The sequence below is a fragment of the Prolixibacter denitrificans genome, assembly GCF_003014495.1.
In the GTDB taxonomy this organism is placed as follows: domain Bacteria; phylum Bacteroidota; class Bacteroidia; order Bacteroidales; family Prolixibacteraceae; genus Prolixibacter; species Prolixibacter denitrificans.
Genome location: NZ_PYGC01000001.1, coordinates 463,947 through 480,587 on the forward strand (window position 1 = coordinate 463,947; position 16,641 = coordinate 480,587).

14 protein-coding genes are annotated in these 16,641 nt (G+C 44.7%); 2 read left to right on the forward strand and 12 right to left on the reverse strand.

Annotation, left to right across the window (positions count from 1 at the left end; all coding sequences use genetic code 11):
• Positions 1 to 2: 2 nt before the first annotated feature.
• The 8 genes from nhaD (CLV93_RS02075) to CLV93_RS02110 form a co-directional block, all read right to left on the reverse strand.
• Complete coding sequence (gene nhaD / locus CLV93_RS02075; RefSeq protein WP_106540508.1) at positions 3 to 1,391, reverse strand: sodium:proton antiporter NhaD; 1,389 nt, start codon at positions 1,389 to 1,391, stop codon at positions 3 to 5.
• Between the two features lie 170 nt (positions 1,392 to 1,561).
• The gene (gene nhaD, locus CLV93_RS02080; RefSeq protein WP_211297720.1) at positions 1,562 to 2,944 is read right to left on the reverse strand and encodes a sodium:proton antiporter NhaD; all 1,383 of its coding nucleotides are present in this window, start codon (positions 2,942 to 2,944) and stop codon (positions 1,562 to 1,564) included.
• A gap of 50 nt (positions 2,945 to 2,994) precedes the next feature.
• Positions 2,995 to 3,828: an orotidine-5'-phosphate decarboxylase gene (gene pyrF, locus CLV93_RS02085; RefSeq protein WP_106540509.1), complete on the reverse strand. Its 834-nt coding sequence runs from the start codon at positions 3,826 to 3,828 to the stop codon at positions 2,995 to 2,997.
• A 155-nt stretch (positions 3,829 to 3,983) separates the two neighbouring features.
• Positions 3,984 to 5,069 carry a peptide chain release factor 1 gene (gene prfA / locus CLV93_RS02090; protein ID WP_106540510.1) on the reverse strand — a complete coding sequence of 362 codons (1,086 nt, stop codon included), beginning with the start codon at positions 5,067 to 5,069 and terminating at the stop codon, positions 3,984 to 3,986.
• 65 nt (positions 5,070 to 5,134) lie between these two features.
• Complete coding sequence (locus tag CLV93_RS02095; protein ID WP_106540511.1) at positions 5,135 to 6,307, reverse strand: AIR synthase related protein; 1,173 nt, start codon at positions 6,305 to 6,307, stop codon at positions 5,135 to 5,137.
• Positions 6,308 to 6,403: 96 nt separating this feature from the next.
• Complete coding sequence (porE, locus tag CLV93_RS02100; RefSeq protein ID WP_106540512.1) at positions 6,404 to 8,410, reverse strand: PorE family type IX secretion system protein; 2,007 nt, start codon at positions 8,408 to 8,410, stop codon at positions 6,404 to 6,406.
• A gap of 152 nt (positions 8,411 to 8,562) precedes the next feature.
• A complete protein-coding gene (locus CLV93_RS02105; protein WP_106540513.1) occupies positions 8,563 to 10,752 on the reverse strand; it encodes a glutamine synthetase III family protein in 2,190 nt (729 codons plus the stop codon).
• Between the two features lie 366 nt (positions 10,753 to 11,118).
• Entirely contained in the window at positions 11,119 to 12,489 is a 1,371-nt protein-coding gene (locus CLV93_RS02110; protein WP_106540514.1) for a dipeptidase, read from the reverse strand.
• 346 nt (positions 12,490 to 12,835) lie between these two features.
• Here CLV93_RS02110 and CLV93_RS02115 point away from each other — a divergent pair, with 346 nt between their 5' ends.
• Together CLV93_RS02115 and CLV93_RS02120 are read left to right on the forward strand one after the other, a co-directional pair.
• Entirely contained in the window at positions 12,836 to 13,249 is a 414-nt protein-coding gene (locus CLV93_RS02115; RefSeq protein ID WP_170108842.1) for a MarR family winged helix-turn-helix transcriptional regulator, read from the forward strand.
• A 41-nt stretch (positions 13,250 to 13,290) separates the two neighbouring features.
• Complete coding sequence (locus tag CLV93_RS02120) at positions 13,291 to 13,662, forward strand: hypothetical protein (protein ID WP_106540516.1); 372 nt, start codon at positions 13,291 to 13,293, stop codon at positions 13,660 to 13,662.
• Between the two features lie 83 nt (positions 13,663 to 13,745).
• On the opposite strand, the gene CLV93_RS02125 is transcribed toward CLV93_RS02120, so the two are convergent.
• Genes CLV93_RS02125 through sqr form a run of 4 tightly spaced genes read right to left on the reverse strand, consistent with a single transcriptional unit; the run spans position 13,746 to position 16,523 of the window.
• Positions 13,746 to 14,252: a DsrE/DsrF/DrsH-like family protein gene (locus CLV93_RS02125; protein ID WP_246187181.1), complete on the reverse strand. Its 507-nt coding sequence runs from the start codon at positions 14,250 to 14,252 to the stop codon at positions 13,746 to 13,748.
• A gap of 16 nt (positions 14,253 to 14,268) precedes the next feature.
• On the reverse strand, positions 14,269 to 14,580 hold the full coding sequence (locus tag CLV93_RS02130) for a TusE/DsrC/DsvC family sulfur relay protein (RefSeq protein WP_106540517.1): 312 nt from the start codon (positions 14,578 to 14,580) through the stop codon (positions 14,269 to 14,271).
• A 36-nt stretch (positions 14,581 to 14,616) separates the two neighbouring features.
• Complete coding sequence (locus CLV93_RS02135) at positions 14,617 to 15,279, reverse strand: helical membrane plugin domain-containing protein (protein WP_106540518.1); 663 nt, start codon at positions 15,277 to 15,279, stop codon at positions 14,617 to 14,619.
• A gap of 8 nt (positions 15,280 to 15,287) precedes the next feature.
• The gene (gene sqr / locus CLV93_RS02140; RefSeq protein WP_106540519.1) at positions 15,288 to 16,523 is read right to left on the reverse strand and encodes a type III sulfide quinone reductase, selenoprotein subtype; all 1,236 of its coding nucleotides are present in this window, start codon (positions 16,521 to 16,523) and stop codon (positions 15,288 to 15,290) included.
• Positions 16,524 to 16,641 lie beyond the last annotated feature (118 nt).

The window sequence follows — 16,641 nt, forward strand, 5'->3', positions numbered from 1 at the left end:
AATCAGCTAAAAATAACCGATTGTAAATAGTAGGTTCCTGCACCAGCCAGATAGCCTAACGCCGCAATCCAGGTGATTTTTCGGGCATACCAACCAAAGTGTATCTGTTCCATTCCCATCGCAGCTACTCCGGCAGCAGACCCGATAATTAACATCGAACCTCCGGTACCAGCACAGTAGGCCAGGAACGACCAAAACTGTCCATCCTGCACAAAAGAAGCCAGGTAACCTTCTGCTCCTGATGGTGCAATACCATACATTCCCATCGCACCAGCAACCAGCGGCACGTTGTCGACGATGGAAGACAGTGCTCCAATAATCAGGTTGATTCCAAATATATTCCCGACATGCACGTCCAGAAACTTAGAGACAATATCGAGTTGACCAGCTGACGACAAACTCGCCACTGCGGTCAGGATTCCCACGAAGAAAAGAATGGTCGGGGCATCGAGATTTCGGACAACCCGACTTACGCTGAGAATTCGTTTATCTTCATGCGGACGATTCCGCAGCATGAAATCGGTTATCAACCAAATAACTCCCAAGCCAAGCAGCATACCAAGATACGGAGGCAGATGCGTAATGGTTTTAAATACCGGCACAGACAACAAGGCACCTACGCCAAGGAAGAAAATAAATTTCCGTTCACCTGCAGAGGTAAACTCTTTCGTGTCTTCGTCGGTCAATTCCGGGCGCTCCGTCTCACCTTTCATGAATATTGAAGCGATGATAAGTGGTACCATCATACTAACCAGGCTGGGCAAAAATACCGATTTCACAATATGTTCTGTGGTAATCTGTTCTCCAATCCACAACATAATGGTCGTAACGTCACCAATAGGCGACCAGGCACCTCCCGCGTTGGCTGAGATGACAATCATACTGGCAAAAATCCATCGGTTTTCAGGCTTTCGCAGAATTTTCCTGGTAAGCGTAATCATTACAATCGTGGTCGTCAGGTTATCCAGTACTGCCGACATGAAGAAGGAAAGCACACTGATTAACCACATCAATTTCACCCGGTCGCGGGTCGTAATATGATCGGTAATTACACGAAACCCCTGGAAACGGTCTACTACCTCAACAATCCCCATCGCACCAAGTAGAAAGAGCATGATGGATGCAATTTCAGACAGGTGATGGAAGAGCTCGTGTTCTGTTACAAACTCACGGATCACCTCGGGTGAAGTAGACTCCGGATGCTGAGAAATAAACTCGTGCCAACTATGGCTGTAACCTAACGAAAGAATATCGGAACCTCCGAGAGCATAAACTGCCCACATCAACGCACCGGTAATTAAGGCAGTACCTGCTTTATTTATTCGTATCTCGTGCTCAAAAATAATTCCAGCATATCCCACGAGAAAAATAATTGCCATTAATTCAAACATTCTGCAAAAGTTTAGTTTAGTAACAACTTATATAAATAATAAAAGTTTGGACATTTTTCTGAAATAAAACGTTACAAGCTGGTATTCATTACTTTTTATTGACTCTTTTTCCTTTCTTTCCAGCGCCCGAAGATACATATGCGATCTACTATTCAAAGTGTTTTATGTCACTAAAGACCAAAATAGAATACCGCCGCACCCGACAAATACCCAAGAAATGCCAGGCCCGACATCCGTTTAAAGTACCATCCAAAACTGATATTTTCCATACTCATAGCCGCGACACCCGCCGCTGAACCAATAATCAACATCGAGCCTCCCGTTCCGGCGGTATAAGCCAGAAACGTCCAGAAATTACCATTCACGACAAAACTTGAAAGGTAACCGGTGGTATCGGGCGAGGCAATGTTGTACATTCCCATCGAGGCCGCTACCAGCGAGGCGTTATCGATAAGTGAGGATAACATTCCAATCAACATGTCAATGCCGTAAATGTTTCCTACTTCACTGTCCATCTTCATGGCAACAAGATCCAACAAACCAGAGGATGCCAATGCTGCCACCGCCGTCAGAATACCGGCGTAATAAAGAATCGTCGGGGCATCAAGCTGACGAACAATCCGGCTCACACTTAACACCCTCTTATCTTCACGCGGATGTGCCCGCAACATAATATCAGTTGTAATCCACAGCACCCCCAGCCCGAACATCATGCCAAGATATGGCGGTAAGTGGGTAAATGTTTTAAATATTGGAACAAATATTAACGCTCCAACTCCCAACGCCAAGATGAAACGCCTCTCCCACGGAGCTGTAAATTCCTTTGACTCGTCTCCTGCGTCTCCCGATCCTTCATCAACTCCTTTTATAAAAAAGGAAGCGATAATCAGCGGAACCAGAATATTTACCAAACTCGGCAAAAAGATGGCCTTAATAATATACGCAGCTGTAATCTGTCCGCCAATCCAGAGCAGAATGGTGGTTACATCACCTATTGGCGACCAGGCACCACCGGCGTTGGCCGCAATAACAACAATGCTGGCAAAAATCCACCGATCTTCGGCCTTGTTAATCAGCTTCCGGATGAGCGAAATCATGACAATGGTGGTCGTCAGATTATCGAGCACCGCCGAAAGGAAAAACCCCAACAAACCCAACACCCACAGTAACTTTACTTTATTCCGGGTATGAATATGGTCGGTTAATACCCTAAATCCCTGGAAACGGTCGACAATTTCAACAATTCCCATGGCACCCAACAGAAAAAGCAAAATACTCGCGGTATCTGAAAGATGCGGCAACAATTCATGATTGACGATGAAGTTGGTGACAACCTCTTGCGTTACCGGACCATTGAATTGCGAAAGATAGTTATGCCAAGCATGACTATAGCCCACCGAAAGTATCTGGCTGCCTCCTGCTACATATACAATCCAGATCAGCACGCTCATTATAAGCGCCGAAGCCGCCTTATTTACTTTGATGTTATTCTCAAGGATAATTCCGGAATACCCGACGAGAAAAACCAATATCATCACAATCACCATGGCCATAACAAAAATTCCTCTTTGCCGCCTTCAAATCGCCTGAGCAGAATTAACGATTATATCAGCTTGTGAAGTTTTAGCGTTTCTTTCATCTCGCCCGCCACTTTCAATGCATTTTCCCTTGCCTTTTCAGCAAAGTCTTCACCGTCCGAAGCATAAATGATTCCACGCGACGAATTCACCAGCAATCCACATTGCTCGTTCATTCCATATTTCGCAACCTCTGCCAGACTGCCTCCCTGCGCTCCCACGCCCGGAACCAGTAAAAAGTGATTGGGAATAATCTGACGTATACCGGCCAACTCCTCCGCTTTAGTGGCACCTACCACATACATCATATTTTCGTTGGTTCCCCATTGACTGGAAGACTTCAATACCTTCTCGAACAGTCTCTCACCGGTTTCTTTGTCTTCCATAAACTGAAAGTCGAAAGCACCTTTATTAGATGTGAGTGCCAACAAAATAACCCACCGATCGAGATACATCAGGAACGGCTTTACGGAATCTTCGCCCATGTAGGGAGCCACCGTTACAGCGTCAAAATCGAGATGGTCGAAAAAAGCCCGGGCATACATAGAGGCAGTATTGCCAATATCGCCACGTTTGGCATCAGCAATGATGAAAATGTCCGGATGATTGTGACGAATGTAATTAACGGTTTTCTCCAGGCTGCTCCATCCCTGAACGCCCAGCATTTCGTAGAAGGCCAGGTTAGGTTTGTAGGCAACGGCCACATCGGCTGTGGCGTCAATAATTTCTTTGTTGAAAGCAAATACCGGGTCGGTTGCATCAAGCAGGTAACGCGGAATCTTGCGGATGTCAGTATCCAGTCCTACACACAAATAGGAACCTTTACGTTTAATGTTTTCAAATAGTTGTTCGGTAGTCATTCACTGAAATTTTGGCACGAAATTAATTTTATTAAGAATAAATCAATCCAGCGGGTTTAGGTTTTTACAAAAAACTTACATTTCACTATGTTATGATAATGAATTCCTAAAATATTTTTGCCTCTCAACCTTTTTCACCGGGATCAGATGATACCTTACAGCTCACTCTCTTTCATCCGTTGAGCATTTTCTTCTACCCGAAGCTTGTCGATCACTTCTTCGATATCACCATCCATGATGGCTGAAAGATTATACAAGGTCAACCCGATGCGGTGATCGGTTACACGTCCCTGCGGATAGTTGTAGGTCCGTATTTTGGCCGAACGGTCGCCCGTTGATACCATCGTCTTTCTGCGCGATGCCACATCATCGAGATATTTCTGGTACTCCATGTTGTATATCCGGGTACGTAATTCCGTCATGGCTTTAGCCAGGTTTTTCAACTGCGACTTCTCATCCTGACAGGTAACCACAATCCCGGTAGGAATATGCGTTAAGCGAATAGCCGAATACGTGGTGTTCACACTCTGTCCACCCGGTCCGGAAGAACAATACGTGTCTTTCCGAATATCGCTTTCCTTCACCTCCACATCAAACTCTTCAGCTTCGGGAAGAACAGCCACCGTTGCTGCCGAGGTATGCACACGCCCCTGCGTTTCGGTTTGCGGCACACGCTGCACCCGATGCACACCCGATTCGTACTTCAATACTCCATATACGCCTTCACCGGACACTTTGGCCACCATCTCCTTGTAACCGCCAGATGTACCTTCGGTGTAGTGGGTAATCTCCATCCGCCAACCTTTGGCGTCACAATATTTGGAGTACATACGGAAAAGATCGCCGGCGAAAATGGCAGCTTCGTCTCCTCCGGTTCCACCGCGAATTTCCAGGATGGCATTCTTGCTGTCTTCCGGATCGGCCGGCACCAAAAGCAACTTGATGTCTTCCTCCATCTCCTCCACTTTGGCTTCGCTGCTTTCGAGCTCTTCGCGAGCCATTTCACGAACCTCCTCGTCACTTTCTTCGGCCAGCATTTCGCGGGCATCTTTAATGTTCTGAAGCACCCGTGCGTATTCCGTAAATGCTTTCACCAACGATTCAAGCTGCTTGTATTCCTGATTCAGCTTGACGTATCGCTTCATATCCTTCATCACGTCCGGGTCAGTAATCTGTTTACCGACTTCCTCAAAACGTATCTGAATGCTTTCGAATTTATCTAATAGTTTGTTATCTGACATAGTCTTTAGCGTTTTGGCATTTCTTTCCCATTTAAAAATTCTCAATCAATAAATTATGGGAGAAGCTAATGGTATGCAAAAGTGCCAAATTCCGATTGAATGGTTAGTTTCTTTCCTTCATGTTTTTCAACACGCCCAACAATTTGCGCATCAATTTCGAACTCTTTGGAAATGGCAATAATGGCATCGGCAACTTCAGGCTCGACATACAGTTCGAAACGATGCCCCATGTTGAATACTTTGTACATTTCCTGCCACTCGGTTCCGCTCTGCTCCTTGATGAGCTTAAAAAGCGGGGGAACCGGAAACATATTATCTTTAATTACGTGCACATTGTCGACAAAATGCAGGACTTTGGTTTGCGCTCCACCCGAACAGTGAATCATTCCGGAAACCTGCTTTCTGTATTTCTCCAGAATTTTCCGAATTACCGGAGCATAAGTACGCGTGGGCGAAAGCACCAGTTTCCCTGCATCCAGATCGACCTCTTCAATTGCGTCGGTTAGACGGCATCCGCCGGAATAAACCAAATCGTCCGGAACAGAAGGATCGAAACTTTCAGGATATTTTTCAGCCAGGTAATGGGCAAATACATCGTGACGGGCTGAAGTCAGTCCGTTGCTTCCCATTCCGCCGTTGTATTCTTTTTCGTAAGTAGCTTGTCCTGATGAAGACAAACCAACAATTACATTACCGGGACGTATATTATCAGCTGAAATCACATCTTCTCGCTTCATCCGGCAAGTCACCGTGGAATCGACAATGATGGTGCGAACCAAGTCGCCTACATCGGCTGTTTCGCCACCAGTAGGATAAATGGAAATTCCCTGTTCGCGGAGTTCGGCACATAGTTCTTCTGTACCATTGATGATGGCTGAAATCACTTCGCCGGGAATGTTGTTTTTATTTCGTCCGATAGTGGATGAGAGCAGAATGTTGTCGGTGGCTCCCACACAAAGCAGGTCATCGAGATTCATGATGATGGCATCCTGTGCAATGCCTTTCCAAACCGACAAGTCGCCGGTTTCTTTCCAGTAAAGGTAAGCCAGTGATGATTTGGTACCGGCTCCGTCAGCATGCATAATGTTGCAATAATCGGGATCACCACTCAGGTAATCGGGTACTATTTTACAGAATGCTTTCGGGAAAAGCCCCTTGTCGATGTGCTTGATGGCGTTGTGCACATCTTCCTTCGATGCCGAAACACCGCGCCGGTTGTATCTGGTTTCGCTGCCCATAGGTGAAAAATAGATTTTGCCGAGTGGGTAATCCCCTCCGGATGAAAAACAACCGCAAAATTAATATCTTTTTAGACTTTCACCTTTATGGAATTGTTACTCCTTGGGTGACGGCGCAAATTTCTCCCGGTAATCCGTCGAAAGCACCCTGAATTCGGTGCGACGATTAATTTGATGACAAATTTCCTGCTCTTCTTCGGTCGGCAATTTGTTAATGAAATCGCAGGTCAGTTCTTCTCCTCTTTTCAGGAAGTTGTATTTCTGGGCCAACTTCCGGTTGACCGTTTTGGGGGCTGTTTCACCATAGCCTTTTGCCACCAACCGCGCCGGTGAAATACCATTCGCCACCAGGTAATTCACAACCGACTCCGCCCTTTTCTGCGAAAGCTCGAAATTGAATTTGGCATCTCCGCGACAGTCTGTATGCGCCATGAGCTCGATTGTTACCGTTGGATTTTGCACCAGGATTTGAACTAAACTGTCCAACGCATTTTTCGATGCCGGTAACAGATCCCATTTCCCGAAATCGAAATAGATGTTGTCGACCCGGATGGGAGCATCAGTCGGAGTAAGTGCCAAACTAACATCAAATGTTTTACTATCCTTCAAACCAATGGTCGTTTCATTGGCTTTGGCATTGAGGTAGCCTTTCTTGAAGGCAGCCACCACGTACTCCGTTTCCGGATTGAGCCGGAATTTGAATTTCCCGTTATCGGCATTCAGCCGCAACATCGTTCCGTCGGTACCAATTAAACGGATGGTCGCGTTCTTCAATCGGTTACCGGTTTCCTTATCAACTACATTGCCATCGATTTCGAAAATCTTCGGCGGAAGCACAAACGAGAAAATGTCATCACCGCGGGTTCCTTTCCTATTCGTCGTAAATAATCCCCGATCTTCTCCGGGAATAAAATAAATGGCAAAATCGTCACCGGGCGAATTGATAGGCGACTTCATATTCTCGACTTCCCATTGACCTTTGTCGTTCTTAACGGCCTTAAAAATATCGAGACCGCCCATCCCGACGCGAAAATCGGAAGAAAAATACAACTCCCCGTTATCGCGAATGAAAGGGAACATTTCGTTACCAGGTGTATTGATGGCAGGTCCCAAATTCACAGGTTTTCCCCAGGCACCTGGAGCTCCTTCGGCTTTCCAAATATCTTTTCCACCAAAACCACCGGGCATATCCGAAACAAAATAGAGCGTCCGCCCATCCGCTGACAACGATGGATGAGCAATCAACAAACTATCGCCGCCCAATTCCACTCGTACCGGATCTGACCAAGTCCCACCGGTTTCGGAACTCGTATATATTTCGGCCCCCATCGACTTCGTTTTGTCATAACGGCACCGGGTAAAGTACATCGTTGTGCCACGGGAATCGAAAGAAGCTGCTCCTTCATCATCGCCGGTGTCCACCGTCAGATTTTCATCAATCAATGTTGGTTTTTCCCAGCGGCCTTTTTGCTTGTCGTAGTAGGAGTGAAAAATGTCGCCATACAATTGTCCCGTAATCGGGCTATCACGGCGACCGGTTGCGCCTTCGCGCGAAGAAGTAAACACAATCTGATTTTCGTGACCACCGGGATAAACACCGGCATAATCGCTCGCTTTCGAGTTCAGCGATTTAAGATCTTCTATCTGGAACCGGGTTGGATTATCCAACCATTTCGGCGTTCGGTCACACGACGCGATACCATTTAATGCATGCTGATCGCCCGGGCTTGTTTTGAGATACTTCTGGTAATTGGCAATCGCCTCATCATACTCCTGGTCGGCCCGCAACACATCGGCGTAATGTAAAAAAACAATCGGATCGGAATAACCACGAACAATGGCTGTTTTGTAGAAAGTAGCTGCCCGCTTGTATTCGCCAATGTACTTGTAGGCTTCTGCAATCCGGAATTGTATTTCGGCCTTTACTGCCCGATTTTTGGTTTTTCGGTAGGTTTTCCGGTACTGTTCGATGGAGCGATAATATTCCCCAATTTCATAGGATTTATTCGATTTCGACAATTTCCCGGAGGCCTTGCAACCACCCAGCACAAGAGTCAACATCAATACCGATATTAAAACAAAGATTGAGGACTTAGACTTCATCGATTAGGAATTATGAGCCGTAAATTTAGACCTTTTCCGGCTAACGTAAAACCCTTGCGGCTATTTGATAACATCTGAGATAAAAGAAAGCCGTTTTCCCAAAAGAAAACGGCTTTTCAAATCTAATCTAAATGGAATTTGTCCTTGTAAAATTATCTTGCAAAAAGTAATTCACGATACTTAGGCAGCGGCCACAATTCGTCATCAACAATTAATTCCAGTTTATCGATGTGATAACGGATATCATCGAGGAACGGACGAACTGTTTTATCGTAAGCATAAGCTTTTTCACGCTCGCTTTCGATAGCGTTAGCCACCTTACGGGTTTCAATCATTTCAGACACTTTAGCCTTAATGTTCGAAATATGTCCTGAAATGGTACGAATCATGTCCAAACGGGCACCAGCCAGTTTTTCAAATTCGCTGGCAGGGAAAAGATCCTTCAATCCCTGAACATTCTCGATCAATGCAGTTTGATAGCGAATCGCAGTAGGAACGATGTGGTTAATAGCCAAATCACCCAACACACGTGCTTCAATCTGAATCTTCTTGGTGAATTTCTCGAATTCAACTTCGGTACGGCCCTCCAGCTCCTTCGGTGTATAAATTCCCATTTCACCGAAAAGGTTAACCACTTTATCCGACAGGTAAGCGTCCAGTGCTTCCGGCACATTTTTCACGTTGGTCAAACCACGACGAGCTGCTTCTTCGACCCACTCTTCGCTGTAACCGTTACCATCAAAACGGATGTCTTTACATTCAACAATGTATTTTTTCAACACCTGGAAGATAGCTTCGTCTTTCTTCACTCCGCTTTCGATGATGACATCCACATCCTTCTTGAACACAGTCAGCTGTTTTGCCAAAGCTGTATTCAGTGCAATCATCGCGGAAGCACAGTTAGCTGAAGAACCTACCGCGCGGAACTCAAAACGGTTTCCGGTGAAAGCAAAAGGTGAAGTCCGGTTACGGTCAGTATTATCGAGCAGAATCTCCGGAATACGACCAATATCCAGTTTCAACGCCGTTTTTTCGTCCGGAGTCATTTTCCGGTCAACCACTGCTTCTTCCAGGTAATCCAGCATCCTGTTCACTTCGGTACCGAGGAAAGCAGAGATAATAGCCGGCGGAGCTTCGTTTGCACCCAGACGGTGAGCATTAGCTGCTGTCAGAATCGATGCACGGAGCAAATCCTGGTTATCATGCAGCGTTTTCAACGTATTGACAACAAAAGTCAGGAACTGCATATTTGCTTTCGGATTCTTTCCGGGAGAATACAGGTTTACACCGGTATCCGTTGAAAGCGACCAGTTGTTATGTTTTCCGGAACCGTTAATTCCGGCAAATGGTTTTTCATGAAGGAGGACACGGAAACCGTGGTGACGCGCAATGCGGCTCATGGTATCCATGATGAGCTGGTTGTGATCGTTCGCCAGGTTCACTTCCTCGAAAATCGGAGCTACCTCGAACTGATTCGGAGCGACCTCGTTGTGACGGGTTTTCACCGGGATACCCAATTTATACGCCTCGTTTTCCAGATCACGCATGAAGTAAGAAACCCTCTCCGGAATGGAACCGAAATAGTGGTCATCCAACTGTTGATCTTTAGAAGATGAGTGTCCCATCAACGTACGACCAGTCAAAATCAGGTCAGGACGTGCATTATACAATGCCTCGTCGATCAGGAAATACTCCTGCTCCCACCCCAGGTTAGCCTGTACTTTGGAAACGTTTTTATCGAAATACTGACAAACAGCAACAGCAGCTTTATCGACAGCGTTAAGCGCCTTCAGCAACGGTGCTTTGTAGTCAAGAGCTTCACCGGTATATGAAATAAATACAGTAGGAATACACAGAGTCGTTCCAACAATAAATGCCGGAGACGAAACATCCCATGCCGTATAACCACGTGCTTCAAAAGTATTCCTCAAACCACCACTTGGGAAAGAAGATGCATCAGGTTCCTGCTGAGCCAGTAATTTTCCTGAGAAATTCTCAACAACGCCACCCAATTCCGAATACTCGATAAAAGCATCATGTTTCTCTGCAGTACCATCGGTCAACGGATGAAACCAGTGAGTGTAGTGAGTTGCACCATTTTCAAGTGCCCATGCTTTCATGCCTACAGCTACCAAATCAGCCGATTTACGATCGATGGTCGTACCCTTATCAATCGCATCGGTCACGGCTTTGTAGCCTTCTTTAGACAAATACTTTTTCATCTTCTCCCGATCGAAAACTAATTTTCCGTAATAATCGGAAGTGAGATTTGCTTCACGGGGGACACAAACAGGTTTTCTTTCCAGAAGTGTCTCGAGGGCTTTAAATCTAAATGTCGCCATAGTTATTCAGGGATATTTGTGAATGATTTTCTATATTTCAAAATCAAAAGTAATTTTTTTGACATACATCCTTGCTTTTTGCGACTATTTTGTGTTTCATTTTCACAATTTCTTAATATTCCCCCTCGTTTTTTGACATATATCTGCAATTTTTACCATTTTTTTAATCAAAAAGATGTTTTTCGATTTCCAGAAGCCGAAATTCATTTTCAAATCATCGTATTTTCAGCAATTTCCGTAATCAAATGTTATCATTTAACCTTTTTCACCAATAGTTTTTGTATTGTTTTAACAAAAAAGGGGAATACAAAGACTGTATTCCCCTTTTGGATAATTGTTTGAGTAATGCTATGTAGTCATCTTCTTCTACTTTTCACCTTCTGCAAAATATTTATAGAAAAGTGGAATAGTCCTAATTCCATTATAGAAGTTTTCCAATGGGAAGTTTTCGTTGGGCGAATGGATCGCATCCGACTCCAGGCCAAATCCCATCAGGATGGTTTTAATTCCTAAAATCTCCTCAAACGTCGAAATAATCGGAATACTACCTCCACTGCGTACAGGTACCGGTGTACGACCAAATACATCCTCACAGGCTTTTTCGGCTGCACGGTATGCAGGCAAATCAATCGGGCAAACATAAGCTTTACCTCCGTGCAACGGGGTCACCTCAACGGTTACCGTATCGGGAGCAATGGATTCGAAATATTCTTTAAATACAACCGCCATCTTTTCATGATCCTGATTCGGAACCAAACGGCTGCTGATTTTCGCGTATGCTTTGGACGGTAGAACCGTTTTTGCTCCTTCTCCAGTATAACCACCCCAGATACCGCATAAATCGAACGATGGGCGAATTCCTGTCCTTTCATTGGTCGAAAAACCGGTTTCACCATCAAGTTCTTTTACTCCGATTGATTTTTTATACTCCTCTTCATCGAAGGGAGCTTCCGCCAGCTTGGCCCGTTCTTCATCCGAAACCTCCAAAACATCGTCATAGAACCCCGGAATGGTGACACGATTGTTCTCGTCAATCATACCCGCAATCATCTTACTCAGAACATTAATCGGATTGGCTACAGCTCCGCCAAACAGTCCGGAGTGTAAGTCGCGGTTGGGGCCGGTCACTTCCACCTGCCAGTAAGCCAAGCCACGCAAACCGGTCGTAATCGAAGGAATATCACGGGCAATCATGCTGGTATCCGAAACCAGGATAATATCGGCTTTCAGCATCTCTTTATTCTCTTCACAGAATTTGCCCAGATTAGGGGAACCCACCTCTTCTTCTCCCTCAATCATGAACTTCACATTGCAAGGAAGGGTGTTGTTCTTTACCATGAGCTCAAAAGCTTTGGCGTGCATGAACGATTGTCCTTTATTATCTTCAGCTCCGCGGGCCCATATTTTTCCGTCTTTGATTTCTGCTTTAAATGGATCGGTATTCCATTTTTCGATCGGATCGACCGGCATTACATCCATGTGACCATAAACCAATACGGTTGGTTTGGCCGGGTCGATAATCTTTTCTCCGTAGGTAACGGGATTACCATCCGTTTCGAATACTTCTGCTTTGTCAGCACCTGCATCCAGCATCAGCTTTTTCCAGTACTCGGCCGCTTTGTACATGTCAGGCTTGTGCTGAGCGATGGAACTGATAGATGGAATACTAATCAGCTCGAACAGTTCTTCGAGGAACCGCTCCTTGTTCTCGTCGATATATTTATTAATATAATCCATGATGTAATTTTGTTTTTTGAATGCCTAAGGTACATTTTTTTCCTGTTGCGGACTGAATCCGCTTTTCGGAAAATCATCGATTTAAGCATAGAATATCCGAAAACAAAAACAATCCCGTTTCCGAAATATCGGACAAGCGTTCACATTTTGGACATCGAACCGGACCTTTTTAATCCCATCGTTATCAAAAGCAGGCAGGTTAATCAGACTATTTGTTATCTGCCTGTTTGTTTAAAAACAAATTGACAATGCCCCAAATCAGTTGTCTACTGCCGAACGGAAAATCACCTCAACGTATTTCATGTTTAGTTCTATCTCACTAACTTTATATGTAAACCGAATAGCTATGACACTGGAAGAAACAATCAATCATTTCCTATCCCGCGCAAAACAAATCGAAGAACAAGCCAGGCAGCAATCCGAACTGGGTGACCTCACCCAGCATCAGCTAAGTTGCCTCAGAAAAATCGACAAACTAAAACATCCCCTGCCTTCGGTTTTGGCCGAAGAGTTATCTATCACCAAACCAACGACAACTGCGCTAGTTGAAAAACTGGCAAAAAAGAACGTGATAAAGAAAGTTCCGTCGAAAAAGGATAAAAGGGCTTTCCATTTGCATTTAACCGGAGCTGGCAAAAAATTAATTCGGCTACACGAATCTGTTCAGGCAGAAGTAATCAGCCAGCTAACCAAAAATCTCAACGAATCGGAGAAAGACATTCTTGGGTACCTCCTGGCAAAAACACTGTCAGAAGAATAGAGCAAAATACCAGTTCAACCAAACCTATAAATACTCATTTTATGAAAACATTCGAGTTTCGATATCATCACCTTGGCATTCCCACAAAAGAGAAAAAGGAAAATGAAGTCTATCATGAAGGACTAAAATTCTTTCATTCCGGTTACGAATCGAGTGAATTCGGAATTGAATGGATGCGTTTTGAAGATGATTCACCGATGCCGGAACTCGTCAAAACGGTACCTCACGTTGCGTTTGTGGTACACGATATGGACGAGGCATTGAAAGGACGAAATATTATAGTGGAACCCAACAGTCCTTCGGAAGGCATATTGGTAGCTATGATTGAAGAAAACGGTGCCCCCGTCGAGTTCCTCCGGTTTACGTCTCCGGACGAGGGTAGAAAAACCCACACATCCATGAGTCATGGCTAAAAAAAGAAAGGGAGATGGACGCTTCCACTCTCCCTTTCCAAATGTTTAAATGTCTAAAAGCCTAAATTAAGGCCAGAGCCAAATCAGGTAAAGATGATTTGGGTATTTTCCCCACCAGCCATTTCATAGAATTGACCAATGGTAATGATATCTTTTACCTCATCGCTCAAATCCTCCTTCTTGAGTTTGAACATATCTACGGCCAGCTTGCAGGCAAACACTTCGCCTCCACCGGCTGTAATCATCTCCAAAAACTCATCAACCGGCGGCATATCGAGCGCATCCATTTCTTTGCGCATCATCGACGATACACCACTCTCTACTCCTGGCAATACGCCCAGCAACGACGGGAACTGTAAACCTCCCGGCATCCGCATAGCCGGATTACCCAATGTAGCGGTATGTAATTTATTCATTCGCTTTTTGGTAATTCCATCGAGCCCGAAGAAGGTGAAAAACAGTTTTGCTTCAATACCTTCCATCACAGCTCCATTGGCCATTACCAATGCAGCGTATACATCTTCCAATGATCCCTTGGCACAAATAACCAGTACCTTTTTCAGGGGTGTTTCTGCATGTTCACTCATCATTCAAGGAATTAATTGGTTAAACACAACTGGTAGGTTTCGGTATACCGGCCAGCTTCGATGAAATCTTTAACGGACCACCAGGAAACAGTTGATAGAGTCCTTTAATATCGACAATACCCGACTTACCGACCTTGCGAATAGTCAAGGCCTCTCCGGTTTCAAATTGTTCACGAAGATATTTCAATACCTCCAGGTGCTTATCTGTCAGCTCAATTCCAACTTCCGCTGCCATCTCCTTGGCAATCTCTTCATTCCAGTCAGCCGGATTCACGAAATAACCTTCGTCACTCACTTCAACTGTTTTGCCTGCATAATTTTTCTCAGCCATTGTTCTATTGTTTTTTTATTGATTTATTAACTATAATTATTGAGTAGAAAAATTCTTCATAAATGTTACCATAAACCCAAGTGCCTTTTTCATCTCAGGTTTATTGAGTTCGCGCATCATGCGGAAGACAGATACCTCAGGAACTTTCTGATTGCTGGTTTCGGCCAGAGCCTGGGTCGCATTCTTCATACCCTGAATCACTTCGGGACGGCCCAAAGCCTTCAGCATTTCCAGCATCGGCTCAACGTTCTCGCCCAATTGTTTCAAATCTTCAACTGAAACTTTGGTGATAACTTTGTCCAATACATTTCCGCTTTCGCGCAGAAATTCGAAATACCCTTTCCGGTCAAACTCATCGAGCTTATCGGTGAAATCCATGATGGTTTCATTCACGATAGGAGTAACATCCTTAACCAAATCGGCCATGCTCTCGAACGTGATAAGTAAATCGCGGAAATTCCCGATGTTACGCAGCAACCGCAATCCCATTCCTTTTAACTGTTCGGGATCAAGTTCTACCTGACGGTTTTCCAGTTCCACCACGGCCGTATCGTACACATCCTTTCCCACGATGGAAATATCAGATACCAAATCTTCCAGCTGATTGGTTTTGAGCCGCTGTTCGTTCACGTGCTCCAACAACAGATCAACTTTCGCATTCAGTTCCGAAATTTGAACTTGTAGTGCTTTATCGTCCATGGTTCTCCTTATTTTATCATTTTCTTACCAGCCATCGTCATTAACGGATCGATGGGCAACTCTTTCCCGCGAAGGAGAATATGCCAGTACATCCAGCGGAACATTACTTTTCCGTAGTGATTAATCTTGGTATTTTTCAGCAAACCAAACGGCCCGATTCCCGGCAACGGGAATGTACCCGGAAGTGGTTCGGTATCGTAGTTGAAATCGATGAGTGCACCTTTTCCGAAACCGGTTTCGATGTAACAGTTGGCGTGTCCATCAAATTTGGCCATCAACGGGCGACCTTCGATAGCGCTCATCAGGTTCTCGAAAAGTATCTCGGCAGCAAAGTGAGCCACACTACCAGCTTTTGATGTAGGCAGATTGGCTGCATCACCCAACACAAATATATTCTCGTATTTCTCCGACCGCAAAGTGTGTTTATCGGTAGGAACATAATTCATATCATCGCCCAGGCCACTTCGTTCGATAACCGAATTCCCCATGTTCATCGGAACAATGGTTAATACATCGAAAGGAATTTCCTGCTCGTCGTATGATACAATGGCTTTTTTCTCGTTATCGACTTTTTCGAGATAAAAATCCGGAACAACCTTGATATTTTTCTCTGCCAATAACTCACTCAACATCTTGGTAGCAATCGGCTTGGTGAATGCTCCGGCCAGAGGTGTTACAAAGGTAATGTCGACTTTGTCACGAATTCCTTTTTCGGTGAAGTAAGCATCGGCCAGACAAACAAACTCGATTGGGGCAACCGGACATTTGTATGGCAGCTCAGTAATGGCCAGAACCAGTTTTCCACCTTCCCACTGCTTAAAGAATTTCTGCAACTCGACAGCGCCATCAACTGTGTAGAAATCAAAAATTTCTTTTCTCCACAATTTGTCTACCAATCCCGGAGTTTGGTCCGGACGGGTTTCTGTACCGGTTGCAATAATAAGGTAGTCATATAATAAAACGCTTCCATCAGCCAGGCGAACTTTACTTTCTTCCGCTTCGACTTTGTCGACTTCGGAAAAAACCATTTTTACGCCCGGTGGAATAAAATCGGCTTTCGGTTTGACAACATCCTGCTTATTGTAAATCCCAAAAGGAATAAACAAAAAACCTGGTTGATAATAGTGAGTGCGGTGCTTATCAACAATGGTAATCTCCCACTCATCCCTGTCGAGGACTTTTCTCAGCTTGTTGGCCATCATTGTGCCAGCAGTACCCGCTCCTAATATTAATATGCGTTTCATCGTTACTGGGTTTAGAACATCATTAAAAATCTCAGAAGCGAAAATACCTACCCTCCTCATGTTATTTTAAAAATGTCGTGTGACAATTATCATCAGCTAATATTTATCATATCTTTTT